This window comes from Rhizobium herbae (assembly GCF_017873135.1).
GTDB lineage: Bacteria > Pseudomonadota > Alphaproteobacteria > Rhizobiales > Rhizobiaceae > Pararhizobium > Pararhizobium herbae.
Map to the genome: position 1 here is coordinate 102,580 of NZ_JAGGJV010000005.1, position 25,233 is coordinate 127,812.

Consider the following 25,233-nt stretch of genomic DNA (forward strand, 5'->3'; position numbering starts at 1 on the left):
GCATGAAAAGTGTTTCGGACGGTCTATCCCCGGCCGTGTCGCTGGCAAACAGGCCCGACAAACTCGCCCGAATTTAATCAGGCCTTAATACAAAGCTGCGACCTTCGCCAAGAACCTGAATGAACACGGGTTTTGTCATTTGGAACCCGAGGCGCAGCTGTCCGCCCGGGAGTTGAACCCCAAATACGGCCCCATCGGCGCGTCCGTCAGCATGTCCCGGAAAAGAAGCCGCCAAGGTTATATGAGGGCTATGCAATGAATGATGTAGCGTCTTTCGGCGCGAACATCCAGAAAACCGTACTCGAAGCGACGTCCGACGCGCTCGGCTTGGCCATTCTTGTCTGCGACAAGAATGACGAGATCGTTTTTGCTAGCCGCCCCATTCTCCAGTTCTATCCCATTCCCGCGCAGTTCCTGGAGGCCGGAACGCGGCTGAGGGATTTTCTCGGCGCAATCTTCGATTCCGGGGTTCGCAACGGCACGGCGCCTGAATCGAGCCGCCGGCATGCCAATCGCGACGAATGGATTTCCGAACATCTCTCGCATCACTGGCGCGAGCGCTTCGACGTCGTCGAGCGCATCGGTCGCCACCGCTGGATCAACGTGCGCAAACGCCGGCTGTCGAGCGGTCTCGGCATCGTCGCGATCAGCGATGTCTCCGAGCAGAAAAAGCGCGAAGAGCAGATGCAGCTCGACATGGAACGGGTGGAGCTTACCGAAGGCATTCTCGATTGCCTGCCCAATCCGATCTGCGTCAAGGATCGCAGCCTCAACTACATCGCCGTCAACAAGGCATTCTGTGCCATTCACGGCATGACGGCAGACGCGATTCTCGGGCGATCCGTGTGGGATCTGCTGGAGCCGGAACTGGCGGAAAAATTCGAACGCTCCGACCGCGCGACGCTGGAGACCGGAGAAATCCATTGCCAGCCCGAACAGCTCGTCCAGGCCGACGGCGAGGATCTCTGGGTCGTCACCCGCAAGTTTCGCGTCGGCGATCCCGGCAAATATCTGCTCGTTACCTGCATGAACGACGTGACCGATCTCGTCGTCGGCTATGGCGTTCAGGACGATACGTCCGGCCGGTCGCCCCTCGACGTCAGCGACTACAGCATTTTTGCTCCGGCGCAGAATTGCTACGATCCGTTCCGTGCGATCGATATGCAGCATCTGGTCGAGGCCGGTGCGATCATCGATCCGGATGCGAAGAACAAGCAGCGAATTCTGCTGATGACCAGTGCGGCGGCTCTCGAGGTCAATCTGGTGCCGCAGCTGCGCCGGTGGGGTTTCGATGCCTGTGCGGTCAGAAACACGGCCGAACTCTCAGCCTTCAAGGATGCGTGCGCGGTCCGTGGCGTCGAGATCGATGCGTTGCTGATCGACGGTACGATACCAGGTGCGCTTTCGCTTGTTTCCAGCTGGACAGGCTCGCCATCGCTTGTGCTTGCAAAGGATTGGCAGCCCGTCGAATTGCGGGCCAGCATCCTTGCCCTGTGCGAAGACGGTATCGGCGCGCTCCCCTCGGCTGATGCCGACGACCCGGCGGATTGGCATATCATCGTGCCGGACTTCAGCCCTGACGGCAGGCCCATGCCCGAAGTCGAGGTCGTGGTCGCCGAAGACAATGAAATCAATCAGTTCGTTTTCGCCCAGATTCTCGAGGGACTCGGCATCTCCTATCGTATCGCCGCCAATGGCGAGGAGGCCGTCAAGCTTTGGCAGCAATACCGGCCCAACCTCGTGCTGATGGATGTCTCCATGCCGGTCATGAACGGTTTTGACGCAACGCGGGCTATTCGCGCGCTCGAAAAATCGGCAAACTTCCAGACTCCCATCATCGCCGTCACCGCACAGGCGCTTGAGATCGATATCGCGCAAAGCAAACTGGCAGGCATGGACGACTATATCACCAAGCCGATCAGTCCGGACATGATCGAAGCCGTCTATCGCAAGTTCGTCAGCACCAAAGCCGAGCGCATGGTAGGCTGACGGCCTCTATCCGAATTGCCGGGCAATATCCGGGAAAGGGAAGGAAAAGCGCGGACTTGAGCGATAGTCCTGTCAACTCCCCAGAATTCGGGAGGCGCATGCGGGAAGTGGGGGCGGGACGCTTTCGAATTCTTAACCCTCGATGTTCATCGTCTGTTGCTGAGACTGCCTTGAATCCAATCCCGGGAATGCGTTTATGAATTCTGCTGAAACACCGTCTCAGCACATCAGCCGGAACGATCTGCATGCCATGGCCTATACCGATCCTCTGACCGGTCTGGGCAATTCGTACAGATTGCGCGACAAGGTGCGCGAAATTGCCGCCGATCGCGCCAGCGATCCCGCGCCGTTCACGATTGGCCTTGCCAATCTCGACGGGTTCAAGCCGATCAACGATCTGTTCGGCCCCAGTGCCGGCGACGAAATCCTCTGCCAGGTTGCCAACCGGCTGCTCGCCTGCGTGCCCGATGGCGCGACTGTGATCCGCGCCGGCGGCGACGAGTTCGCCTTCGTGCTGCCGCTGGTGTTCGAGCGCAAGGCCGCCGAAAAGGTCGGCCACATGCTGAAGGAGGTTCTTTCCGCCCCCTTCGATCTCGGCGAGCGCAACGTGCGCCTGTCGGCATCCTTCGGTTTCGCCGTCTATCCGTTTGCCGGCGAGGAGTTCGAGGACCTCTTGAAAAGCGCCGATACCGCGCTTTACCGTTCCAAGCGCCGCGGCCGCGGCCAGATCACAGTCTATTCCCAGGAAATCGCCCAGGAGATGAAACGCGCGACGCAGCTGGAGCAGGCCCTGCGCAACGCGATCATCGCCGATGAGGTCGATGTGCATTTCCAGCCGATCGTCAACCTGAAGAACGACATGGTCGTTGGTTTCGAGGCATTGGCGCGCTGGTGCGATCCGGATCTCGGTTATGTCTCGCCGGCGGTGTTCGTGCCGCTTGCCGAGGAACGCGGCTTCATCGATTCCCTGTCGGAGACATTGCTGCGCAAGGCGGCCGAGACGGCGCTGCTCTGGCCGAAGGAATTGTTCCTCTCCTTCAACCTGTCGTCGGCACAGCTGATGGATCCGATGACGTCAACCAATGTCCTGTCGATTATCCAGCGGGCCGGCCTCGATCCGCGCCGGCTGGAGCTCGAGATCACCGAAACCGCCGTCATGACCGATGCCGACGTGGCGCAGAAGATCGTCACCGAGCTTCGGGCCGCCGGCGTGCGCATTTCGCTGGATGATTTCGGCACCGGCCAGTCAAGCCTCGGCCGCTTGAGGGACTTTTCCTTCGACAAGGTCAAGGTCGACCGCGCCTTCGTCTCGCGCATTTCCGCCGACCGGGCATCCGAGCATATCGTCAAGGCGATCATCGCCATGTGCGAAGGCCTCAATCTCGAGGTCGTCGCCGAGGGCATCGAGGATTTCTCCGAGGCGATGAAGCTGAAAGGTCTCGGCTGCGGCATGGGGCAGGGCTATTTCTATGGCAAGCCCGCGGATTCCGTGACGACGCTGCGCTATCTTGCCGAAAAATATCACCAGGCCGGGCCGGCGCTCTCCGTCGCCGTCTGAGGGCGTTCACCCTCTCTTTCCCGGCGTCCTTCTTCCAGAAGCCAGTCGCGCACCCGGCGGGCCTGATGGTTGAGCTCGCGCGAGCGCGGCCAGACGACATAGAAGGCCAGATCCGTTTTCAGCACATGATTGCCGACCGGAACAAGCGCGCCGGAGCGGACCTGCCGTTCGATCAGATGGTTCCAGCCAAGCGCGACGCCTTCGCCGGCAAGCACGGCCTGGATCACCAGGACATAGTCGTTCAGCGTCAGCCGCCGTGCCTGTGACGGATAGGAAACGCCGGCGCTGGCAAACCATTCCTGCCAGCTATAGGCCCGCCTGACAGGCTCCTCCAGATGGATCAGCGGATGCCTGAGAAGATCGGCCGGGCGTTGCGGCATGCCTTTGGCTTCGACAAAAGCGGGCGATGCCACGGCGCTGATCACCTCCGGCGCCAGAAGCGCAGTGTGGTAGCGCAGCCAGTTGGCCGGATCGCCGCCGCCGCGAACGGCGAGCGGGATCGGTTCCTCCTCCAGATCGAGATCGCGCACGCTCGTCTGGATTCTGAGGTCGATCTCGGGCAGGTCCTCGCGCAGCTTCGTCAGCCGCGGCAGCATCCACATCGAGGCAAAGGCGGTCGAGGCGGCCAGCGTCACGTTGCTCTCGCGCCGCTTGGCGCGGATGTCCTCGGCCGACTTCTGGATGCGCGACAGGCCGAGCGACACGTCGGCATGGAATTTCTCGCCGGCTTCCGTCAATTGCACGGCACGATGGACCCGGTGAAACAGCGGTACGCCGAGCTGGTCTTCCAGCCCGCGGATGGCATAGGAGACGGCCGCCTGCGTCATCGCCAGCTCATTGGCGGCACGGGTGAAATTCTGGTGACGCCCGGCCGCCTCGAAGACGATCAGGCTGGAGGCGGAGGGCAAGAGGCGGCGCAGTGTATCCATAAGGTCAGCTTATATCATGTGTTGAATTTTTCCAGCGTTACAGCGATCTTTTTCACCGCTAGCCTCGACTGGAACAATGGGAGGCGACAGATGGAAACGCTGGTGGCAGAAGCAGAATCGTCAAGACGCACACGCGCGTCGCGACCGGCCCGCCGCGACAATGCCGCAAAGATCGTTGGCGTTCCCTATATCGTCCGCAATATCCCGACCTACGATATTCTGGGCGAGGAAAATCTGCTCAAGATCGAGCGTGTCGCCGATCGGATCCTGTCCGAAGTCGGCATCGAGTTCCGCGACGATCCGGCTTCGCTCGATCACTGGAAACGGGCCGGCGCCAGGGTCGAGGGCGTGCGGGTGCGCTTCGAGCCGGGCATGCTGGACGAGATCGTCTCGACGGCGCCGGCGCAATTCACCCAGCATGCCCGCAATCCGGCGCATAGTGTCGAAATCGGCGGCAAGAACGTCGTCTTTTCCCCGGCCTATGGTTCGCCCTTCGTCATGGACCTCGACAAGGGCCGCCGCTACGGCACGCTGGAGGATTTCCGCAACTTCATCAAGCTGGCGCAGTCGAGCCCCTGGCTGCACCATTCCGGTGGCACGATCTGCGAGCCGGTCGATGTGCCGGTCAACAAGCGCCATCTCGACATGGTCTACAGCCACGTCAAATATTCCGACCGTGCCTTCATGGGCTCGATCACGGCGGAAGACCGGGCGGAAGATTCGATCGACATGGCGCGCCTCGTCTTCGGCCGCGATTTCGTCGATCGCAACTGTGTCATCCTCGGCAATGTCAACGTCAACTCGCCGCTCGTCTGGGACGGCACGATGACCAGGTCGCTGCGCGCCTATGCCCGCGCCAACCAGGCGGCGGTCATCGTGCCGTTCATCCTTGGCGGCGCCATGGGGCCGGTCACCAATGCCGGCGCCATCGCCCAGTCCTACGCCGAAACGCTGGCCGGTTGCGCGCTGACGCAGCTGGAGCGCAAGGGCGCGCCGGTGATCTTCGGCAATTTCCTCTCGTCCATGTCGCTGCGCTCGGGCTCGCCCACCTTCGGCACGCCGGAGCCGGCCATCGGCTCGATGGTGATCGGCCAGCTGGCAAGACGGCGGAAACTGCCGCTGCGCTGCGCCGGCAACTTCTCCAATTCGAAGCTGCCGGATGGGCAGGCGATGCAGGAGGGCGTCATGTCGATGCTCTCGGCGGTGCATTGCGGCGCCAATTTCATTCTGCATTCGGCCGGTTTCCTCGATGGGTTGCTTGCCATGTCCTATGAGAAATTCGTCATGGACACGGATTTCTGCGGCGCGCTGCACTCCTATCTCGCCGGCGTCGTGGTGGATGACAACACGCTTGCGATGGACGCCTTCCTGCAGGTCGGCCCGGGCAGTCATTTTCTCGGCTGCGACCACACGATGCGCAACTACCAGACGGCGTTCTGGGATTCCGCCCTGTCGGACAACGAGCCGTTTGAAAAATGGAGCGAGGAGGGCGGATCGACTGACATGGCCACGCGCGCCAACAAACGCTGGAAAAAGACGCTGGCCGAATACGAAGCGCCGCCCCTGGATGTAGCAATCGACGAAGCGCTGACCGATTATATGATAAGACGCAAGAACAGCATGGCGGATGCCTGGTATTGAGGACGGCCTTACCCCTCACCAACTTCGGCCAAGCGATCGGCTTCGCCTCTCGCGGCCTTCGTATCCTCTCCCGCAGGGGGAGAGGTAGGGTGCCACGCGTCCAGCATTGGCTTGGAGCAGTATTCGCGACACGGGTTTTACCTCTCCCCTTGCGGGAGAGGATAGCAAGCCCGCACGAAGCGAACCGGAGTGCTTGGGCGCGCTTGGTGAGGGGTATAACAGGATGAAATTTGTAAATTGAGCCCCGAGATCATGACCCAATCCAAAGATCCTCTTCTCCAGCCCTACCAGCTGAAGCATCTGACGCTGAAAAACCGGATCATGTCGACCTCGCATGAGCCGGCCTATTCCGAAGACGGCATGCCCAAGGATCGCTATCGGCTCTACCATGTCGAAAAGGCCAAGGGCGGCATCGCGCTGACGATGACTGCGGGCTCGGCGATCGTCTCGGAGGATTCCCCGCCCGCCTTCGGCAATCTTCATGCCTATTCCGACGAGATCGTGCCCTGGCTGAAAAAGATCGCCGACGACTGTCATGAGCAGGGCGCCGCAGTGATGATCCAGCTCACCCATCTCGGCCGCCGCACCGGCTGGAACAAGGGCGACTGGCTGCCGGTTCTTTCCGCCTCGCCGGTGCGCGAAGCGGCGCATCGGGCTTTCCCGAAGGAGATCGAGGACTGGGACATCGAGCGCATCGTCGGTGACTATGCCAGCGCCGCACAACGCATGCAGGCAGCCGGGCTCGATGGCATCGAGTTCGAAGCCTACGGTCACCTGATGGACGGCTTCTGGTCGCCCGCGACCAACCATCGCGACGACCAGTATGGCGGTTCGCTCGACAATCGCATGCGCTTCTCCGACATGGTGCTGGACGCGGTGCGCAAGGCTGTCGGCCCGGATTTCATCGTCGGCATCCGCATGGTGGCCGACGAGCAGTGGGATATCGGCCTTTCCAGGGAGGAGGGCGTCGGGATCGCCAGGCGGCTTGCCGGCTCCGGCAAGGTCGATTTCCTCAACATCATCCGCGGTCATATCGATCACGACGCGCACCTGACCAATGTCATTCCGATCCAGGGCATGGCTTCCTCGCCGCATCTGGATTTCGCCGGCGAGGTTCGCGCCGCCACCAAATTCCCGGTGTTCCATGCCGCCCGCATCGCCGACGTGGCGACGGCGCGGCATGCGATTGCCGAGGGCAAGCTCGACATGGTCGGCATGACCCGCGCCCATATCGCCGATCCGCATATCGTTAAAAAGATCATCGAGGGACGCGAAAACCAGATCCGCCCTTGCGTCGGCGCGACCTACTGTCTCGACCGCATCTACGAGGGCGGCGGTGCGCTCTGTATCCACAATGCGGCCACGGGCCGCGAGGCGACCATTCCGCATGTGATTTCGAAAACGACGGGGCCGGTTCGCAAGGCGGTCGTCGTCGGCGCGGGACCCGCCGGGCTGGAGGCCGCCCGGGTTCTTGCCGAGCGCGGGCATTCTGTCGAGATTTTGGAGGCGACCGGAGAAGCCGGCGGACAGATCCTGCTTGCCGTCCGCAATCCGCGCCGCAAGGAAATGATCGGCATCGTCGACTGGCGGCTCTCCGAACTGGAGCGGCTGGGCGTTCCCATCCACTACAACGTCTTTGCCGAGGCGAGCGACATCCTGGAGCGAAAGCCCGACCTCGTCGTCATCGCCACGGGTGGCATCGCCCAGAACCCGATGCTCGAAGCGGGCGACGAGCTGGTGGTTTCCAGCTGGGATATCATTGCCGGCGCGATCAAGCCCGAAGGCCCTGTGCTTCTCTACGACGACAACGGCGCCCATACCGGCATGTCGGCTGCGGAAATCATCGCGGCAAGCGGAACGGAACTGGAGATCGTCTCGCCGGAGCGGATGTTCGCGCCGGAAATTGGCGGCATGAACCACGTTCCCTATGCCAAGGCCTTCGCGGAGAAGAACGTCCGGGTGACGATCAACACGCGGCTGAAATCGGTGCGCCGCGAGGGCAACCAGCTGGTCGCCGTACTCGGCTCCGACTTCTCCGAAACGGCTTCGGTCGAACGGCGCGTTGCGCTGGTCGTGGTCGAGCATGGAACCATGCCGATGGCGGATCTCTATCTGGAGCTGAAGCCGCTGTCGCGCAATCTCGGCGCGGTCGACTACAAGGCGCTGATCCGCCAGGAGAACCCCATCCAGGTCCGGAATCCGGACGGGGAGTTCGACCTGTTCAGGATCGGCGACGCCGTTGCCAGCCGCAACATTCACGCCGGCATCTACGATGGGCTGAGGTACGGGGTGTTGTTTTGACAACAAAACGGCGGCACCTTGAGGCGCCGCCGTTTCGAATGATCAATCGTCAAGACGATTAGTTGTTGGTGGCCGGCTCAGCCGGCTTCACGTCCGTTGCCGGCGCCGTCGAAGACGTGGTCGAGCTATCGACCGGGGCGTTGGCGTTCTGTTCGGCAACCTGCTGCGCCTTGGTCTTGAATTCCGGTGCGGCCTTCAGCGTCTCTGCAGTTTCCTGCGAGGTCAACTTCAGGTCGTCCGAATTCGGGACGTTGGCGATCGAGATCGTATCCAGCGGAACGGCGACGTTCTTTTCGCCGATGCCGAGGAAGCCGCCGACGCCGATGACAGCCGCTTCGACAGAGCCGTCCTTGGTGAAGATCACGTCGTTGATCTCGCCGATGCTCTCATCGGAAGCGTTGTAGACGGACTGGCCGATATAGGTGCTGGCGGCGATCTGGTCGTCGCTCTGTTCGGTCAGATAGCCGGAGCCTGCGGCAGGTGCCGCCTGTGCGGCCTGGTCAATCGGCTTCTTCATGGCATCAGCCGGCTGTTCGCCGGTCATCGGCGTTTCCATGGTCTGTGGCTGAGCCGGCTGCGTGGTTTCCTGTGCGAAGCCGAGTGGTGCAAAAACGGTTACACCTGCAAAAAGTGCGCCTGCAGCGACGGAAGCTACGAGTTTCTTGGTCATTTTAAACCTACCTTTTCGTTCTCTTTGTCGATCAGGGCGCGGGGTATAGACATTGCCGCCGCACCAGTGATGCAGACAAAACGTCAAAGATGGTCAGTGGTTCCGTAAAAAATACGCAACGTGGAATGGAACTTTTTTGCGCCGCTTTATAAGACGCCATCGGTTTCAACAGCAAACCGGTAAGAAAGTCCTGCGATAATCTGTTCTGAACGTGTCAGAAGGCGCTGCGTTGCAGGCTTCTCCTGCAAGGATAGTGCGGGGCGCCGCGACGAATTGAATTTTACCGGTTTACCGCTTTTCGAGGAAATCAGGCGCGCAGTTTTTCTATTCCCGGCTGTGGGCTATTCTAAATTGACATGGGCTGCGTCAGGGGGGCTGTCGCGATGTTTATTCCACTGCATGTCTTGCGCATGGTTGTCATTGCGATTGCCGTCATGGCGGCGATGATCGTCTATGAGCACGCCATTCTCGGTTCCAGCTACATACCGGAAATTGCGCCGCGTCTCGTTGCCTATGATATCCTCCGCTCCCTGGTGGCGCTGATCCTGTCGGTCGGGGTGGTGCACGCGATCTGGCAGGACGGCCTTGCGATCGGATTGCCGATCGTGCCGCGGCTTGCGCCGAAATTTGTCATGATCAGCGCGGGCGTCACCGTCTTTGCGCTGTGGTGCGCCTGGCTGTTCTCGCGCAATCCCCAGATCTTCAACGCGCTGTCGCTTGAGGACGGGCCTTTCGAATGGCTGTCGGCCTTCTTCCTGTTTGCGGCATCGCTGCTGTTTGCACTCCTGTCGATTGGCCAGCTTGTCAACGCCCGCTCCGGCGCCGGGCGGCAGGCATGGATCGCATTTTTCGCGGGAGCCTTTTTCGCACTGGTCTTTTTCGTTGTCGGCATGGAGGAGATCTCGTGGATGCAGCGCGTCTTCCATGTGGCGACGCCGGAGGCCTTCGCCGAACTGAACGACCAGAAGGAATTCAATTTCCACAACATGTCGACCGGCGCGTCGGAGCTCATCTACTACTGCGGCGCCTTTGTCCTGCTGGTACTCTTGCCCTTCGCAGGTCTGTTCATTCGCAGGCGGCTTGGCAACGGGCCAGTGTCGGCTTTCATGCCCAGCCTGTTCGTCCTTGCCGCCAGCGCACCAATGGCAGCGTTCAACTGCGGCCGATGGGGCGTCCTGCCGATCCAGATGTCGGCGATGATGACGGTGATCATCCTGCTGGTGCTGGCCAATGCGGCGCTTCAACACGGTCTCTGGCGGGAATTCCTGCTGTTTGCCGGCGTGGCGATCTCCATCGTGGCGATGCAGGAGCTTTTCCTTGTCGAATCCGCCCGCCTAGTGCGGCTGTGGGATCCGACGGAATACAAGGAACTCTTCATCGCCGCGGGACTGGCGCTTTACGCCGGGCAGACCTGGTGGAAGCTGCGGGTGCCGCGCAGCGCAATGGCCCCTGCGCGCGCTTGAGACAAGGCGCCAGAGAAACAGAAGAAGCCGGGCGATAGGCTCCAAATTCAGAGTGTTATCGTATTTCCCGCGTCAAACTTAAGGCCTTCAGCGCGGCGATCAGCATGTCGACAAACACGGACACTTTGGGCGGCCGAAATCGCGCCGCCGGATAGACCGTGTAAACGCCGCCGGAGGGAAGCTGCCATTCAGGCAGGACAGGAATGAGATCTCCGGCCAACAGGCCGGCGGTCGTGAGAAAATCGGGCAGGACCGATAGTCCCGCGCCTTGCCGGACCGCCTCCATGACCGCCGGCGTGGTATTGATCGCGATGTCCGCTTTGAAACGAACGCTCCTGACGTCTCCATCGCGATGTGTAAACGTCCATTCGAGCGGCTCTCTCAGCGCATTGTTGGCCACGAATGGCAGGGACGAGCAGTCGGCCGGCTCGTTCAGTGCCGGGACATTTCCGACGAACTCTGGCGATCCCACCAGGAGCTGGCGAAACGAGCCGATCCGTCGTGCCTGCAGATTGGAATCAGCCAGCCAGCCGACGCGAATGGCAAGGTCCATGTTGTCGGCGACCAGATCCACCATCCTGTCGCTGAGGTTCAGTTCCACCCGGCAATCCTTGTAGCGGCTGGTGAAGGTAGTGACCAAGGGGACGATGACCGAGGTGCCGTAGTCATAGGGTGCCGTGATCCTCAGCAGGCCCTTCGGTTCTGTCCTGCCCTGCGCCAGCTCCCCCAGGGCATCCTCCGCCTCGCGCAGGATCGAGACGCATCGGGCGTGAAACATCCGCCCGGCTTCGGTCGGCTGCAGCCGCCGCGTCGTGCGCATCAGCAATGTGGTTCCGACCTCCTGTTCCAGCCTTGCAACCTGCTGGCTGACGACCGCTTTGGTGATGCCCAGATAGTCCGCAGCCCTGGTGAAGGATCCAGCGTCGACCACGGCCACGAAATAGGCAAGTCGGTTGAGATTGGTCGCTTTCTGCATGATACCTTCCGATCGGATTGTCAGCTTTTAGCATACATTCTGTCAGTTTTCTCGGTCTTCCCGCTCCAATCTACGCATGTCATCTATGGCTTCATGAAGGAGCCAAACATGTCCGGCAAAGTCCATGTCACCTATCTCTTCGATCCCCTTTGCGGCTGGTGCTATGGAGCATCGCTGCTGCTCGGTCAGCTTGGCGCAGCAGCGGATCTGACTGTCGTGCTCGCCCCGACAGGCCTGTTTTCAGGATCCGGTGCAAGGCCGATGGACGAGCAGTTTGCCGCCTACGCCTGGTCGAACGACCAGCGTATCGCAAGCCTCACAGGGCAGCAGTTTACGGACGCCTACCGAAGCCAGGTCCTGGCAAGAGGCGGCATGCTGGATTCCGGTCCGGCCACCCTGGCATTGACGGCCGTCGCCCTGACCGCACCTGAGCGGGAATGCGATGCGCTCAGGGCCATCCAGGAGGCCCGCTATGTTTCGGGCCGCGATGTCACGGACATGTCCGAGCTGCGCAATATGCTGGAAAGCGCCGGACTTATGGCTGCAGCGGACCGCCTCGCGTCCGCGGATCCCGATCTGCTGGCCGCCAACCGGCAGCGCATGGCGTCGGCGCGCGCTTTGATGCGGGAGTTCGCGGTTAACGGCGTGCCGGCTTTGATCGTTGACGACGGAACGCGCCGGAAATTGCTCAAGGCTCAGGACCTGTTCGGCGATGGCGATCTCGTTTCCAAACTGTCCACCACAGGCATGCCTCCCTCCCGTGCCGCCCGCGAAAATCATCCCTGAAGAAAGGAAACCGGAACCATGTTCACCAGGAGAACCATCATGAAGACCACTCTCGCCGCAGGCGCCGCCGCTGTTTTTGCTCCGGCCGGTCTCGGCCATGCCGCCGGAGGCCTTGCCTGGAAGCATTTCTCCGCCGGGCAGAACGGTTTTTTCCGGGCCCCCGTTCTCGTCTCCGGCGCAACGGAAGCCGTTCTGATCGATGGCGGCTTCACACTCCCCGACGGCAAGGCTGTTGCTGAGGCGATCAAGGCCACCGGCAAAAAGCTGACCACGATCTATATCAGCCAGTCGGATCCGGACTATTATTTCAGCCTCGGCCCGATCAAGGCAGCCTTTCCGGATGCCAAGGTGATCGCCGCCTCGGCGACGGTTGACGCGATCAAGGGCAGCGTTGAGAAAAAGCTGGCCGTCTGGGGACCGCAGCTCAAGGAAAACGGCCCGCAGACACTGGCTGACGTCGTCATCCCGGAGGCTTTCGACGGACCGTCGTTGACGGTTGATGGCGAAACCATCGAGATTGTCGATGCGGGAGGCCTGGCCAATCGGCGCTATCTCTTCGTCCCGTCGCTGAATGCCGTGTTTGGCGGTGTGATGATCTTCAACGGCGTTCACGTCTGGACGGCGGATACCAACAGCGCGGAGCTGCGGGCTGCCTGGGTTGCCAATCTCGAAAAGATCGCAGCGCGCAAGCCGGCGATCGTGGTCGCTGGCCATATGACGCCGGAAGCGCCGACCGACCTATCAGGCGTCGAGCACACCATTGCCTATCTGACGGCGTTTGAGGAGGAATTGGCCAAGAACAAGGATGCGGCCGCGCTCAAGGCCGCGATGGAAGCGCGTTTCCCGGGTCTCGGCATGGGCGTTGCGCTCGATATCGGCTCGAAGGTTGCAACCGGCGAAATGAAGTGGGGCTGACCGCCTTGGGCGTCAATCTCGACATCATCCGGGCCACCTAAGAGGGCTCGTCCGAAGACAATGGTCGCAACTTGCTTGCGGCCCTTGCGTCCTTACCCGGAGAAACCTGACATGATATCCTTGCTGAATCGCATGTCAGGTTTCCGGTCGCTTTAAGGCTTTTGGGCTAGGCCATCCTTGTCCGATTTTCAGTTCAGAGCAAATAAGCCGGCTCGAAGCGACCCTTGACGGCAATGCCAAGGTCGAAGGTCTTGCCCGCATGCGGATCGGCGGCGCGCTCTGCATCGCTCATGCCCTGGAAGGCGGAGGTGACCAGCAGCCGGTCGGCCTTGGCGCCGATGAAGGCCGGGCAGGTGGTCTGCGTCGCCGGAACCGCGTAGCGGGCGATCTTCGACCCGTCGGGCCGGTAGACATCGACGGCGCCCGAGCCGTAGCGCGCATTCCAGATAAGCCCGTCCGCATCGCAGACCGATCCGTCGATGCCGCCTGAAGTCGTCGTCTCGTCGCTGATGGCCGTCGGCTCGCCGGTTGGCAGGCCGGTAGCCGCATCGAGATCGACCCGCATCAGGTGATTGATGGCGGTATCGGTGAAATAAGCGATCGCGCCATCCGGTGAAAAGCAGATGCTGTTGGGGATCGACACCTCGGCATAAAGCCGTGTCACGGTTCCACGCGCCACATGATAGATCGCGCCGGCGCCCTTGGCCTCGTCGCGGGCCATGGTGCTGACCCAGAGGCTGCCTGACGGATGCACCCGGCCGTCATTGGAGCGATTGGCCGGAATGTCTTCGAGTGTCGTCAGAAGGCTGAGCTTTCCGGACGCTGTTTCCCGGATGAACAGGCCCTTGTCGGAAGCGATCAGCTGCCTGTCCGGATCGATCACCGCGAGCACGCTGCCGAGGAACGGCAGCGGATGAACCGTCTTGCGGCCCGATGCCAGATGCAGCTCGTGCAGGGCCTCGCCCTTGATGTTGAACCACCATGCGGTGTCGGTCGCCGGATCGTAAGTCGCGCCTTCGCCCAGCTTCAGCGGTTCGTCGCAGAGGATCTTGCCGGAAAATGGAATTGTCTCGGTCATGATCATGCCGCCCCGTACACGGCGTCATACGCCTTGATCGTCACCTCAGCCCGCTTGCCGACCTCGGCGGCATCCATGCCGACCTTGTAGAGGCTGGAGCCGAGGCCGAAGCTCTTGATGCCGATCTTGGCATAATCGGCGAAATTGGCTTCCGAGACGCCGCCGACAGCGGCGATCTCCAGTTCCGGCGGCAGGATGGCGCGGATCGCCGAGATACCGGCGGGGCCGAGCGCGCTGGCGGGGAAGAATTTAAGCCCGGTCGCGCCGGCCTTAGCCGCAGCGAGCGCTTCCGTCGGCGTGAACACGCCGGGCATGGTCACCATGCCCTTGGCGGCCGCCAGCGAGATCACAGCCGGCTCGACATTCGGGCTGACCATCAGCCTGCCGCCGACGCCGTCGAGCTGCTCGACCTGTTCCGTCGTCAAAACCGTGCCCGCACCGATCAGGCAGCCGGCCGGCGCCATCTTCACGGCGATCTCGATCGAGCGGAACGGGTCCGGCGAATTCAGCGGTATCTCGATGGCCGTAAAGCCGGCCTCGATCAGCGTGCCGACGATCCCTTGCGTTTCCTCGGGCTTCAGCCCGCGCAGGATGGCGATCAGCGGATATTTCATGGGCGGGAAGGGGATGCGGGTCATGATATCTCTTTCTTCAGGCAGGCCATATGGCATTGGCAGCGGCGGCAAGGCCATGGCGAACGGCTTCATCGGCATCGATGGTCACGGGATTGAGGTCGAGAGCCGACAGGGCGGATTGGTAGAGGGCTGCGAGCGAGCCGGAGGCGACGAGACAGACACTGCTTCCGGCCTTTGCCGTGCCGAGCGCTCCGGCGATCTCAAGGCCGATCAGGGTGCCCGAAAGCCGGGCCTTGGCGGCCGGAGCGGTCAGGCCGTGCAGCAACTGGCCGCTGCGCACGGTAAAGACCAGATTGGTCGCGAGAGCCGGGTTTTTCGCGGCTCTCGCGACCGCGCCCAGAAAGAGGGGATCGCTGCCGTCGAATGCGCCGCCATCGGCGACGGCATGGCTGAGGATCGAGTGCTTCGAGATCACGTCGAACAATTCGCCGGTCATGAACGTGGAAAAACCATCGACGATGCCGCCGGTGACGCGCACCCATTTGCTGTGCGTACCCGGCATGCAGACGAGATGGCTGCCGCTGCCGAGCCGGGATATCGCGCCAAGCAGCTGGGTTTCTTCGCCCCGCATGACATCCGGCGCCTCTTCGCTGCGCTGGGCAAGGCCCGGCAGGATGCGGATATCGCGGTTGGCGTCGGGCACCGTGACGGCCGCCTTGACGATGCCGCTCAATGGTGCGGGCGTATCGAGATAACCGGCCTCGACCCAGCCCTGACGGGCGCCGGCCATGCCGCAGATGATTACCGGCAGATGCGGCGGCGCCGAAAGGGCTGTGAGATGCGACTCGAGGATCGGAGAGAATCCGGTTTTCGCAGCGGTCGTCATGCCCTCGCTACTGCGGCGCTCGGCAAGAATCTCGCCGCTTTCGCTGACGATCCACAGGCGGAAACTCGAGGTTCCCCAGTCCACCGCCGCATAGGATGCTGCCGTCATTAAAATACGCCTCCATCGATGATCATGGCCTGAGCCGTCATGCGCGCCGAACAATCGGAGGCGAGATAGAGGCAAGAGCCTACCATGTCCTCCGCGACGAGCATGTGCTTCAGGCACTGTTTTTCCTGCATGCCGGCAATCGCGGCATCGTCGATCCACAGCTTCTTCTGCCGCTCGGTCACCACCATGCCCGGCAGCACCGCGTTGACGCGGATATCGTCCGGCCCAAGCTTGCCAGCGAGCGACTTTGTGAGGCCGACGATACCGGCCTTGGCCGTGGCATAGGCCGGGATTTCGCCCATGTTGAGCATGAAGGCGATCGACGAGAAATTGATGATCGAGCCGCCGCCGGCGTGCCGCATATGTGGCGCCGCAGCCTGGCTCATGAAGAACACATGCCGCAGATTGACGGACTGGCTTTCGTCCCAGCTTGCTTCCGTCACATCTTCCAGCGGCTGCCGGTCATCGCGTGCCGCATTGTTGATGAGCACGCTCAGGGAACCGATCGCGTCCGCCGCTCGATCGACAACCGATTTTATGGTCTGGACGTCGCGCAGATCGGCCTGAAGGAAGACCGGCGCATTGTCGACCGCCGGGCCAAGCCGCTCCACCAGCGCCCGGCTGTCGGCTTCCGCGATATCGATGAAGGCGACGCGTGCCCCCTGGCGGGCGAAACCTTCGACCAACGCCGCACCAATGCCCGATCCGCCGCCGGTGATCAGGACGCCACGCCCCTTGAGGTCGTGAAATTGCGCGGCTGGCAAGGCCATGATGTGTCGCTCTCCCGGATGCGCAGGCCCGAAAACGGGCTTGCATTTGCATCAATGTCATTCCATTATATGGAACTAACTCTTATTATTTGGAATTATCGCGCTGTGGGTGCGCGGTTGTCAAGATCGAAGCTGGTACTCTGAACGAGACGGAACGAAAATCCATGGGACGGGCCGAAGCGGAAATCTCTCCTCCCGCAATCGCTGAGAATAGCGGTACCGGAACGCTCGGCAAGGCTCTTTCCGTGCTGGAAACCGTGGTGACCTCGGACAGGCCGCTCCGGTTCAGCGACATTCTTGCCGTTTCCGGCCAGCCGCGCGGCACGCTGCATCGCCAGCTCTCCCATCTGGTGGAAGAAGGGCTTCTGACGCAGGGGCGCGATCTTTGCTACGAGCCGGGCCTGCGCCTTTTAAAATTCGCCTACCGGTCGTGGTCGAAGAACCAGTTCCGCGCGGTCGCCGGGCCGCATTTGCGCAGGCTGCACGAAGAAACCGGCGAGACGGTTCATCTGGGTGTCCTGCGCGGCATCGAGATCATCTATGTCGACAAGGTGGAGAGCCGCCAGACGGTCCGGATGGAATCGCAGATCGGCAATGCATCGCCGGTCTACTGCACCGGCCTCGGCAAAGCGGCACTTTCGGTGCTGCCGCCCGACCGGCTCGCCGAAACCCTCGGCAAACTGACGTTCCAGCGTTTTACGGCCAATACACATCTTTCAGCAGCCTCTTTGAAACACGATCTGGACGAGGCGCGATTGCGGGGTTATGCCTTTGATCGAGAAGAGCACGAAACGGAAATCCGCTGTGTTGCCGCTCCGATCCATGATGCCGGTTTCGATCTTGTCGCCGGTATCTCTGTGACGGGGCCGGCTTACCGGGTGACGATGGAGCAGCTCGAAATCTGGGCTCGTCCGGTTCGTCAGGCGGCGATGGCCATCAGCGAGGACGTGGAAATCCGCATGGGACCAGGGCGTTAGATTTTCGTGGTGTCCTTTACGGTTAATTAGGTAAATCGACTGGACGTATTCAGATCGGAACTGTAGCTTTAATATATCAGATTCTGTGTCTGCCGACGTTCGATTTTCCGCCTTGAAGACAGGCTTTGCCGGAATACAACCGGTAACGAAAAGGCCTGAGGGCGGTGGCGGAACAGGATTCTCGCAAACGTCGAATCCATCGGCTGCGAGTCTGGAAGAAGTATAAAAAATGGTCGATTTCAGCGGACATCTGTCATCCATCGCGCTCCCCGCAGACCAGCGGATTGCCGAGACACAGCGGTTTGCCCAAACCATGACGCGCGAAGCGGATGTACGGCAGGCGCTGGAGCAGGTCACTAGCGACTATGGGTTTCATGGTTTTCTGGTGATGGTCGTACCGGGCAAGTCCTGCCGCAGCCTTTCGGATTCGGTTGTCATGACGAATTGGCCGAAGGATTTTCTGATAAGCTACGATGCCGCCAGCATGATGGCCGGCAGCCCGGTCATCGAGCGGCTGCGGCGCAGCACAATTCCGTTCACCTATGATACGGAACTCGATTCCCGCCGGCGTTCGGACGGCAAGGGCAATGCCGTGCTCAGCCTGTTCGAGCGGGTCAACCTGCGGCGTGGCGTTTATATTCCTGTCCATGATGTGCACGGTACCTGTGGCGCGGTCGCTTTCGGGGGCAATCGCGAGGCGGTCAATCCAGGCGAGTTGAAGGAATTGACCTTCATCGCAGGCTATCTGTTCAGCCGATTGAGCGAGCTGAAGGAAATGCGCGGCCGCGCGCCGGGTGGACTGTCGCGCCGCGAGATCGAATGCCTGCACTGGGCGGCGGCGGGAAAGACCACCACCGAAATGGCGAAAATCCTCGATCTTTCGGAATATACCGTCAATCATTATCTAAGCCGCGCGACCCGCAAGCTCGATTCCGTCAATCGCGTGCAGACCGTGGCAAAAGCGATACGTGCCGGACTGATCAATTGAGAAATGTTTATGAATGCAAGCAGGAAACCGGCATGATGTGTAGAGTGCAATACCGGCGAAGCTTCAGATCGCTTGGCCTACAACGCATACTGCTGTGCGGTGGAGTTTGTGAATGCGCGATAGTTTAATGGCAGAACCGATGGAAAAGGAGCAGCCGCGCGGCGGAGATTTCGCTTCGGAAATCGCCGCGCTGGAAACGCAGTTCGACGCGATCCGCTATATGAAGAGAACGACGCTGGCATTCGGCTTCAAGACGTTCCTCATCTGCGTCGTTCCATCCTTCGACGCGGACAAACTGGCAAGCGCCTCGATCCTGTCCAATATGCCGACGGATCTCATCAACAAGTATGACAGCATCTCTCTCCTCAAGCATTCGACCGGTATTCGCCGCCTACGGGAAACCACGACGCCGTTCCAGCTGACGCTCGATGAATGGGAAAAAGAGACGGGACGCCCGCCCCAGGCGAACGACTATATCGCCATGTTGCGTGAGCACGGCATCTTCCAGGCCAACTATTTCCCGGTTCATGACGCCGACGGCAGCCGCGCCACCGTCATCTGGATGGGAAAACGGATCGATCTGCCGATGACGGCGATGATGGAACTGCAGATGATCGCCATCCATGTCTACAATCGCCTGACGGAGATCGGCTCGTTCTGGAAGGATACCAGCGTCGCCTTGTCGGAACGCGAGATCCAATGCCTCAACTGGACGGCTGCGGGCAAGACGAGTTCGGAGATCGCCGGAATCCTCGGGCTGTCCGAGCATACCGTCAATCACTATCTCAACCACGTCAGCAAGAAGCTCGATGCCGTCAATCGTACCCAGGCTGTCGTCAAGGCGATGAAGAAGGGCTATATCAGCTGAGGTTGTGACGCCGGTATCTTCTCACGGCGGCTTCAACAAAAGCCGTGAATGCCCTCGGCATTTTAGATGATCTTTAAGTTTTGCGGTGCACCTTTGCTGCTGGTGGAATGATTTCACTGGGGGGCTATCGAATAATTCCGTGATCGACACCGCGCGGTCCGGTTTTATGCAATGCTTTGAAGTCCGGACAATACCGCCTTGTTCAAACATGCGGCGCATTGTTGCCGGGACCGTATCCTCCGCACCTTTTCCCAAAGATGACATCCGCGATGCCGCAACTTGAGGGACTTTCGTCCGTTGCCGCCGCGCTTTCGAGGATCCGAGATGCTGTTCAAGACTGCGACCTCCCGAAATATCTTCTCCGTCGTTGCAACCGGGCTCTTTGCCACGGTGGTCACCGCCGGTACGCTGTTCTGGATCTCCTATTCGGAAGTGAAGCGCCGCAGCGTCGATGAGATGAATGCCGCCGCAGCCCTGACCGCCGCCGATCTGAAGGCGCAGATGTCGAAGGGGCTCCAGCTGGTCAGCACCTTCCAGAGCGTCTTTTCCGCGATCGAGACATCCGGCACCGCAAACCGCGTTTCTGCCGATGCGATGATGAAGAAGGCGCTCGAGGATCATCCTTTTGCGCTCGGCGTCTGGAGCGGTTGGGAACCGAACGCCTTCGACGGCAAGGATGCCGAATACGTCAACAAGCCCGGACATGACGCAACCGGCCGCTACGTGCCCTATTGGGTGCGTTCCGGCGGCAAGATCATCGTGACGGCGCTGACCGACTACGACAAGGACGGCCCCGGCGACTACTACCAGATGCCGTTCAAATCACAGAAGATGGTGGTGATCGAGCCCTATAAATATGCTGTTGACGGCAAGGATGTCATGATGACCACGCTGGTCGGTCCCGTCACCGTCGACGGCAAGCCGCTCGGCGTTACCGGCATCGACATCGCGCTCGACAGCCTGACATCGAAACTTGCTGAAATGAAACCGCTCGGCGACGGCAATGTCGCGCTGGTCTCTCAAGGCGGAAATTTCCTCAGCCACGTCAACACCGCCAATCTCGGCAAGGCGTTCAAGGACAGCAGCGTCGATGCGGCTGCCTGGCAGAAGATGATCGACAATCCCGGCAAGCCTGTCGATACGGTCGGCGAGGACGGCGTCGATTCCCTCTCCATCGCCGTTCCCGTCCAACTGCTGCCCGATACGGCCTGGTACGCGATCGTCTCCGTGCCGAAGGCGACGGTCTTTGCCTATCTGACGCACATGGCCTGGGTTTCCGTCATCATCATCAGTGTCGCGTCCGTGCTTCTCGTGCTGCTCGGCGTGTTGATTTCCAACCGTTTCCGCCGCCGCCTCGAAGCGATCGTCAATGCGACCAGCGAAATCGCCAGGGGCAATACCGGCATCGTCATCGCCGATGCCGAGCGCAACGACGAGATCGGCGGCATGGCCCGCTCGCTCGCCATCCTGCGAGATGCTTCCATCGAAAAGCAGCGTCTTGAGGCGGAGGCAGCCCAGACACGCACGCTCAGTGAGGAAGAGCGCCAGCGCCGCGCCACCGAGACCCAGGAAAACGAGCGCCAGATGCGCTTTGCCGTCACCGAACTCGGCACCGGCCTGCAGCGCCTTTCCGACGGCGATGTCACCTTCCGGCTGATGACGCCGTTCATCGGCTCGCTCGAGGCGCTGCGCGAAGACTTCAACAGTTCCATGAGCACGCTGCAGCAGACGCTGCAATCGGTCGGCAGCAACGCGCTCGGCATTCAGGCCGGCTCGGCCGAGATACGCTCCTCGGCCGACGATCTTGCCAAGCGCACGGAACAGCAGGCGGCGTCCGTCGAGCAGACCGCCGCAGCACTTGACGAGATCACTGCATCGGTCAAGGATTCGACGGTGCGGGCCGAAGAGGCCGGGCAGCTCGTCGCCAGGGCCAAGTCCGGCGCGCAGACGTCGAGCGCGGTCGTCAAGAGCGCCATCGATGCCGTCGGTCAGATCGAAAGTTCGTCGCAGGAAATCAGCAGCATCATCGGCGTCATCGACGAGATCGCCTTCCAGACCAACCTGCTTGCCTTGAATGCAGGCGTCGAGGCAGCCCGTGCCGGCGATGCCGGCAAGGGTTTTGCCGTCGTTGCCCAGGAGGTGCGCGAGCTCGCCCAGCGCTCTGCCAACGCGGCGAAGGAGATCAAGGCGCTGATTTCCAAATCCGGCCATCAGGTCAAGACCGGCGTCGAGCTGGTCGGCCAGGCCGGAAAGGCGCTGGAAGTGATCGTCCACGAGGTCGACGAGATCAATCTGCGCGTCTCCTCGATCGTCGAGGCTGCCCGCGAACAGTCGATCGGGCTCAACGACATCAACCGCGCCGTCAACGTCATGGATCAGGGCACGCAGCAGAACGCCGCCATGGTCGAGGAATCGACCGCTGCCAGCCACACGCTTGCCGCCGAAGCGTCTGCACTGACGGCGCTGCTGTCCAACTTCAAGCTCGGGGAGACGTCGGACGTGAGCGCACGCCGCACGGCACCCGATGCCGGCATGCGTCGCACGCCTGCCGCTCCGGTGCGCAGTACCCCGGCTTCGAAATCGGGCATCCGGCCGGCATCGATCACCACACCCGCCGTTCAATCGCCGGCACGTTCCCTTGGGCAGAAACTCGCCGGTGCATTCCAGGGGAATAGCGGAGCCGCTGCATCGGCGCCAGCCAATGACGGTTGGGACGAATTCTGAGTTGAAATCGGGCGCCGTCCGCACGGCGTCCTGTTTCAAAATCCGGCAATGCCGACAGTGCCGCAACGCATCTGCACAATAAGTAAGCGGGATTGATGCTGCACTGCGATGCCACTGGCTGTGATTCGCTGATTTCGGCGAGGTTTCCCGAACTGGCACGGTTCCTGCTTTGTAAAAGGCATGTCCAGAGGGGACTGCAATAATAAAACTGCGCCCATGAAGGTCGCGACAAACAAGGCCGCTTTCAGCCAAAGGTGATCCCGGATGTACGGACACCAACCGGCTGAAGGCGGCCTTTGCTTTTTCGGGCCGGTTTTTCTGCGCGGCCGCATTGGCGAAACACTCCGGCTCGATTATCTAAGTGCCAGCACATTGGACAAACAGGCAGCAGGGGCAAACCAGCCGCGCTGGCGGCAGGAGTGAATGGCATGACCGACGTGACCAAGGAACAGGTTCTCGACAAGCTTCGGGGCGTTCGCGGACCGGATATGGACGGCAACATCGTTGATATGGGGCTGGTCTCGGATGTCTTCATCTCCGATTCCAAGGTTTATTTCTCGATCACCGTGCCGGCCGAGCGTGCGCGCGAACTCGATCCCCTGCGCGCCGCCGCCGAACGCGTCGTCAAGGACATCCCCGGCGTCAAGGGCGCCATGGTGGCGCTGACCGCAGACAAGAAGGGAACGTCTTCTTCTGCGCCGGTCCAGCGGCCCGCCGCCGCGCCATCCCAGCCGGGCCATTCGCACGCCGGCCATTCCCATGCGGGCCACAGCCATGCGACGGCCGCAGCCGCGCCGCGTACGCCAACGGCAGCGGCCAAAGCCGGCATTCCGGGCGTCGGCGCGATCATCGCGGTCGCGTCCGGCAAGGGCGGGGTCGGCAAGTCGACGACCTCGGTCAATCTTGCCCTGGCGCTGAAGGCCAACGGCCTGCGGGTCGGCATCCTCGATGCAGACATCTACGGCCCGTCGATGCCGCGCCTCCTGAAGATTGCCGGACGCCCGCAGCAGATCGAGGGCCGGATGATCCGGCCGATGGAAAACTACGGCATCAAGGTCATGTCGATGGGCTTCCTCGTCGACGAAGAGGTCGCGATGATCTGGCGCGGGCCGATGATCCAGTCGGCGCTGTTGCAGATGCTGCGCGAGGTTGCCTGGGGCGATCTCGACGTGCTCGTCGTCGACATGCCGCCGGGCACGGGCGACGCTCAGCTGACCATGGCCCAGCAGGTGCCGCTCGCCGGTGCCGTCATCGTCTCGACGCCGCAGGACCTGGCGCTGATCGATGCGCGCAAGGGGCTGGCGATGTTCCGCAAGGTCGAGGTGCCGGTGCTCGGCATCATCGAGAACATGAGCTATTTCATCGCACCCGATACCGGCAATCGCTATGACATCTTCGGTCACGGCGGCGCCCGCAAGGAAGCCGAGCGCATCGGCGTGCCGTTCCTTGGCGAAGTGCCATTGACCATCGGCATCCGCGAGACGTCCGACTCCGGCACGCCGGTCGTCGTCTCCGAGCCCGATAGCGAGATTACCCGCGTCTATCGCGAGGTCGCCAGGAAGGTCTGGGATCAGGTCGCAGCCCACCAGGGCGACAAAGCCCGGACCATGCCGAACATCGTGTTCGAATAGCGCGCCGGGGGAAACGAATCGTCGCTTCACACGCAGGGTTCCGTCTTTGGAAAACGCATCCCGCACATGCGAGCTGTTGACATTCTGTTGCGGTGCGTCGTTAAGTCTTCAGGCGACATTGTGGCGCTTTGCCACTTTCTGCATTGATTTTGAGTTTGCCTTGTTCCATATGCCTCCCCGCATCCGCAAGGATGCACCAGCGGTGCTGCCCTCCGTCGGGCTCCGCATGACCGTGATGACCGTTTGAGGGTTTGTCGTAAACGACGAGAGTTTCCATATGGACCTGCCGCGCGCAGCTTTGATGTCATACGGCCGGATTTTCCCGGTTTGCCATAACGTGGCTCCCTTGACCGCCTGTCGCCGCAGCGATGCGGCGATTGCCCGCGCCTGCACCGATGGTGCCCATGCAAGGGCCGTGGAATGATCACTGCTTATCGTGACAATGGGGAAGCCGTCGTCATCAGCGCGGTGAAGCCGCCTGTTTCCCTGCCATCGGATATCGTCTGGATCGACATGCTGCGCCCGGACAAGGCGGAGGATCTGCTGGTCGAAGGTTTTCTCGGCATCGACGTGCCGACACGCGACGACCTGAAGGATATCGAACCTTCCAGCCGCCTCTATACGGCGAAGGACGCGGTGTTCATGACCGCATCGCTGGTCTGCAAGGCCGAAAGCGGACAGCCGGAACTGACGGACGTGGCCTTCGTTCTGACGAAAGGGCTGCTGATCACCATCCGCTACGATGAACCGAAGGCTTTCGACCTGTTCACGGCGGCGATGCACCGCATCCCCGGCGGCTGCACCACGGGAACGGTTCTGGTGACGCGGCTTTTCGAAACCATCGTCGATCGCACCGCGGAAATTCTCGAGATCGCCGTTGCCCGGATCGATGGTTTGTCGCTGCAGGTTTTTGGCGATCGTCCGGCCGGAAAGCGCCGCCCGCCCCATTTTCTGGAAGCCAAGCTGATGGATGTCGCGTCGCATCACCGGCTGGTGGCAAAGACGCGCGACAGCCTCGCCTCGCTCTCCCGCGTCCTGACCTTTCTCTACACGGTCCCGACCGTGCAGGAAAACAAGGATACCAAGGAACTCTGCCGGACGATTTCGCGCGATATCCAGTCGCTGTCGGAACATGCCTCGTTCATTTCAGGAAACATCACCTTCCTGCTGGACGCCTCTCTCGGGCTGATCAACGTCGAGCAGAACGCCATCATCAAGATTTTCTCGATCGCCGCGGTCGTCTTCCTCCCGCCGACCCTGGTCGCCTCGCTCTACGGCATGAATTTCGATTTCATGCCCGAACTGAAATGGGCTTACGGTTATCCCATGGCCGTCGTCGGCATGGTGATATCGGCAATCGTCCCCTACTATTTCTTTCGCTGGAAAGGCTGGCTTTGAAA

General features: G+C 61.3%; 20 protein-coding genes. 13 read left to right on the forward strand and 7 right to left on the reverse strand.

The features are described from left to right. Positions 1-255: 255 nt before the first annotated feature. Both J2Z75_RS14600 and J2Z75_RS14605 read left to right on the forward strand, forming a co-directional pair. A complete protein-coding gene (locus J2Z75_RS14600) occupies positions 256-1,989 on the forward strand; it encodes a response regulator (protein ID WP_209853504.1) in 1,734 nt (577 codons plus the stop codon). 196 nt (positions 1,990-2,185) lie between these two features. Further along, a complete protein-coding gene (locus tag J2Z75_RS14605) occupies positions 2,186-3,547 on the forward strand; it encodes a putative bifunctional diguanylate cyclase/phosphodiesterase (RefSeq protein WP_209853505.1) in 1,362 nt (453 codons plus the stop codon). Here J2Z75_RS14605 and J2Z75_RS14610 read toward each other — a convergent pair. Further along, positions 3,511-4,476, reverse strand: coding sequence for a LysR substrate-binding domain-containing protein (locus J2Z75_RS14610; protein ID WP_209853506.1), 966 nt, complete (start codon positions 4,474-4,476; stop codon positions 3,511-3,513). The two genes, J2Z75_RS14605 and J2Z75_RS14610, sit on opposite strands and share 37 nt — an antisense overlap. Positions 4,477-4,566: 90 nt before the next feature. Between J2Z75_RS14610 and J2Z75_RS14615 the strand changes: the two genes are divergently transcribed. After that, positions 4,567-6,117, forward strand: a complete 1,551-nt coding sequence (locus J2Z75_RS14615) for a trimethylamine methyltransferase family protein (RefSeq protein WP_209853507.1) — start codon at positions 4,567-4,569, stop codon at positions 6,115-6,117. 252 nt (positions 6,118-6,369) lie between these two features. Continuing rightward, positions 6,370-8,418, forward strand: a complete 2,049-nt coding sequence (locus J2Z75_RS14620; RefSeq protein ID WP_209853508.1) for an NADH:flavin oxidoreductase — start codon at positions 6,370-6,372, stop codon at positions 8,416-8,418. Positions 8,419-8,476: 58 nt separating this feature from the next. Here J2Z75_RS14620 and J2Z75_RS14625 read toward each other — a convergent pair whose 3' ends face one another. Continuing rightward, entirely contained in the window at positions 8,477-9,088 is a 612-nt protein-coding gene (locus J2Z75_RS14625) for a PRC-barrel domain-containing protein (RefSeq protein ID WP_209853509.1), read from the reverse strand. 383 nt (positions 9,089-9,471) lie between these two features. Between J2Z75_RS14625 and J2Z75_RS14630 the strand changes: the two genes are divergently transcribed. Further along, positions 9,472-10,551 (forward strand): hypothetical protein, encoded by a 1,080-nt coding sequence (locus tag J2Z75_RS14630; RefSeq protein WP_209853510.1) that lies wholly within the window; start codon positions 9,472-9,474, stop codon positions 10,549-10,551. A 55-nt stretch (positions 10,552-10,606) separates the two neighbouring features. On the opposite strand, the gene J2Z75_RS14635 is transcribed toward J2Z75_RS14630, so the two are convergent. Further along, a complete protein-coding gene (locus J2Z75_RS14635) occupies positions 10,607-11,527 on the reverse strand; it encodes a LysR family transcriptional regulator (RefSeq protein ID WP_209853511.1) in 921 nt (306 codons plus the stop codon). A 108-nt stretch (positions 11,528-11,635) separates the two neighbouring features. On the opposite strand from J2Z75_RS14635, the gene J2Z75_RS14640 reads away from it, so the two are divergent. Further along, on the forward strand, positions 11,636-12,313 hold the full coding sequence (locus J2Z75_RS14640; RefSeq protein ID WP_209853512.1) for a DsbA family protein: 678 nt from the start codon (positions 11,636-11,638) through the stop codon (positions 12,311-12,313). 18 nt (positions 12,314-12,331) lie between these two features. Beyond that, positions 12,332-13,228: an MBL fold metallo-hydrolase gene (locus J2Z75_RS14645; RefSeq protein WP_209853513.1), complete on the forward strand. Its 897-nt coding sequence runs from the start codon at positions 12,332-12,334 to the stop codon at positions 13,226-13,228. 193 nt (positions 13,229-13,421) lie between these two features. Here J2Z75_RS14645 and J2Z75_RS14650 read toward each other — a convergent pair whose 3' ends face one another. From J2Z75_RS14650 to J2Z75_RS14665, 4 genes are read right to left on the reverse strand one after another with little or no spacing between them, the layout of a single operon-like run. Then, entirely contained in the window at positions 13,422-14,306 is an 885-nt protein-coding gene (locus J2Z75_RS14650; protein ID WP_209853514.1) for an SMP-30/gluconolactonase/LRE family protein, read from the reverse strand. Between the two features lie 2 nt (positions 14,307-14,308). Then, on the reverse strand, positions 14,309-14,944 hold the full coding sequence (locus J2Z75_RS14655; protein ID WP_209853515.1) for a 2-dehydro-3-deoxy-6-phosphogalactonate aldolase: 636 nt from the start codon (positions 14,942-14,944) through the stop codon (positions 14,309-14,311). A gap of 13 nt (positions 14,945-14,957) precedes the next feature. Beyond that, positions 14,958-15,875: a 2-dehydro-3-deoxygalactonokinase gene (locus tag J2Z75_RS14660; protein ID WP_209853516.1), complete on the reverse strand. Its 918-nt coding sequence runs from the start codon at positions 15,873-15,875 to the stop codon at positions 14,958-14,960. After that, entirely contained in the window at positions 15,875-16,645 is a 771-nt protein-coding gene (locus tag J2Z75_RS14665; protein ID WP_209853517.1) for an SDR family NAD(P)-dependent oxidoreductase, read from the reverse strand. Before J2Z75_RS14665 ends, J2Z75_RS14660 begins: the two co-directional genes overlap by 1 nt. 164 nt (positions 16,646-16,809) lie before the next feature. On the opposite strand from J2Z75_RS14665, the gene J2Z75_RS14670 reads away from it, so the two are divergent. From J2Z75_RS14670 to J2Z75_RS14695, 6 genes are all read left to right on the forward strand, one after another. Next, positions 16,810-17,622: an IclR family transcriptional regulator gene (locus J2Z75_RS14670; protein WP_209853518.1), complete on the forward strand. Its 813-nt coding sequence runs from the start codon at positions 16,810-16,812 to the stop codon at positions 17,620-17,622. 229 nt (positions 17,623-17,851) lie between these two features. Continuing rightward, positions 17,852-18,610 carry a helix-turn-helix transcriptional regulator gene (locus tag J2Z75_RS14675; RefSeq protein WP_209853519.1) on the forward strand — a complete coding sequence of 253 codons (759 nt, stop codon included), beginning with the start codon at positions 17,852-17,854 and terminating at the stop codon, positions 18,608-18,610. A gap of 112 nt (positions 18,611-18,722) precedes the next feature. After that, the gene (locus tag J2Z75_RS14680; RefSeq protein WP_209853520.1) at positions 18,723-19,478 is read left to right on the forward strand and encodes a LuxR family transcriptional regulator; all 756 of its coding nucleotides are present in this window, start codon (positions 18,723-18,725) and stop codon (positions 19,476-19,478) included. 324 nt (positions 19,479-19,802) lie between these two features. Continuing rightward, positions 19,803-22,202, forward strand: coding sequence for a methyl-accepting chemotaxis protein (locus J2Z75_RS14685; protein WP_209853521.1), 2,400 nt, complete (start codon positions 19,803-19,805; stop codon positions 22,200-22,202). 428 nt (positions 22,203-22,630) lie between these two features. After that, positions 22,631-23,833, forward strand: coding sequence for an iron-sulfur cluster carrier protein ApbC (apbC, locus tag J2Z75_RS14690; RefSeq protein WP_209853522.1), 1,203 nt, complete (start codon positions 22,631-22,633; stop codon positions 23,831-23,833). A gap of 420 nt (positions 23,834-24,253) precedes the next feature. Continuing rightward, on the forward strand, positions 24,254-25,231 hold the full coding sequence (locus J2Z75_RS14695) for a magnesium transporter CorA family protein (RefSeq protein ID WP_209853523.1): 978 nt from the start codon (positions 24,254-24,256) through the stop codon (positions 25,229-25,231). The last annotated feature ends 2 nt before the right edge of the window (positions 25,232-25,233 follow it).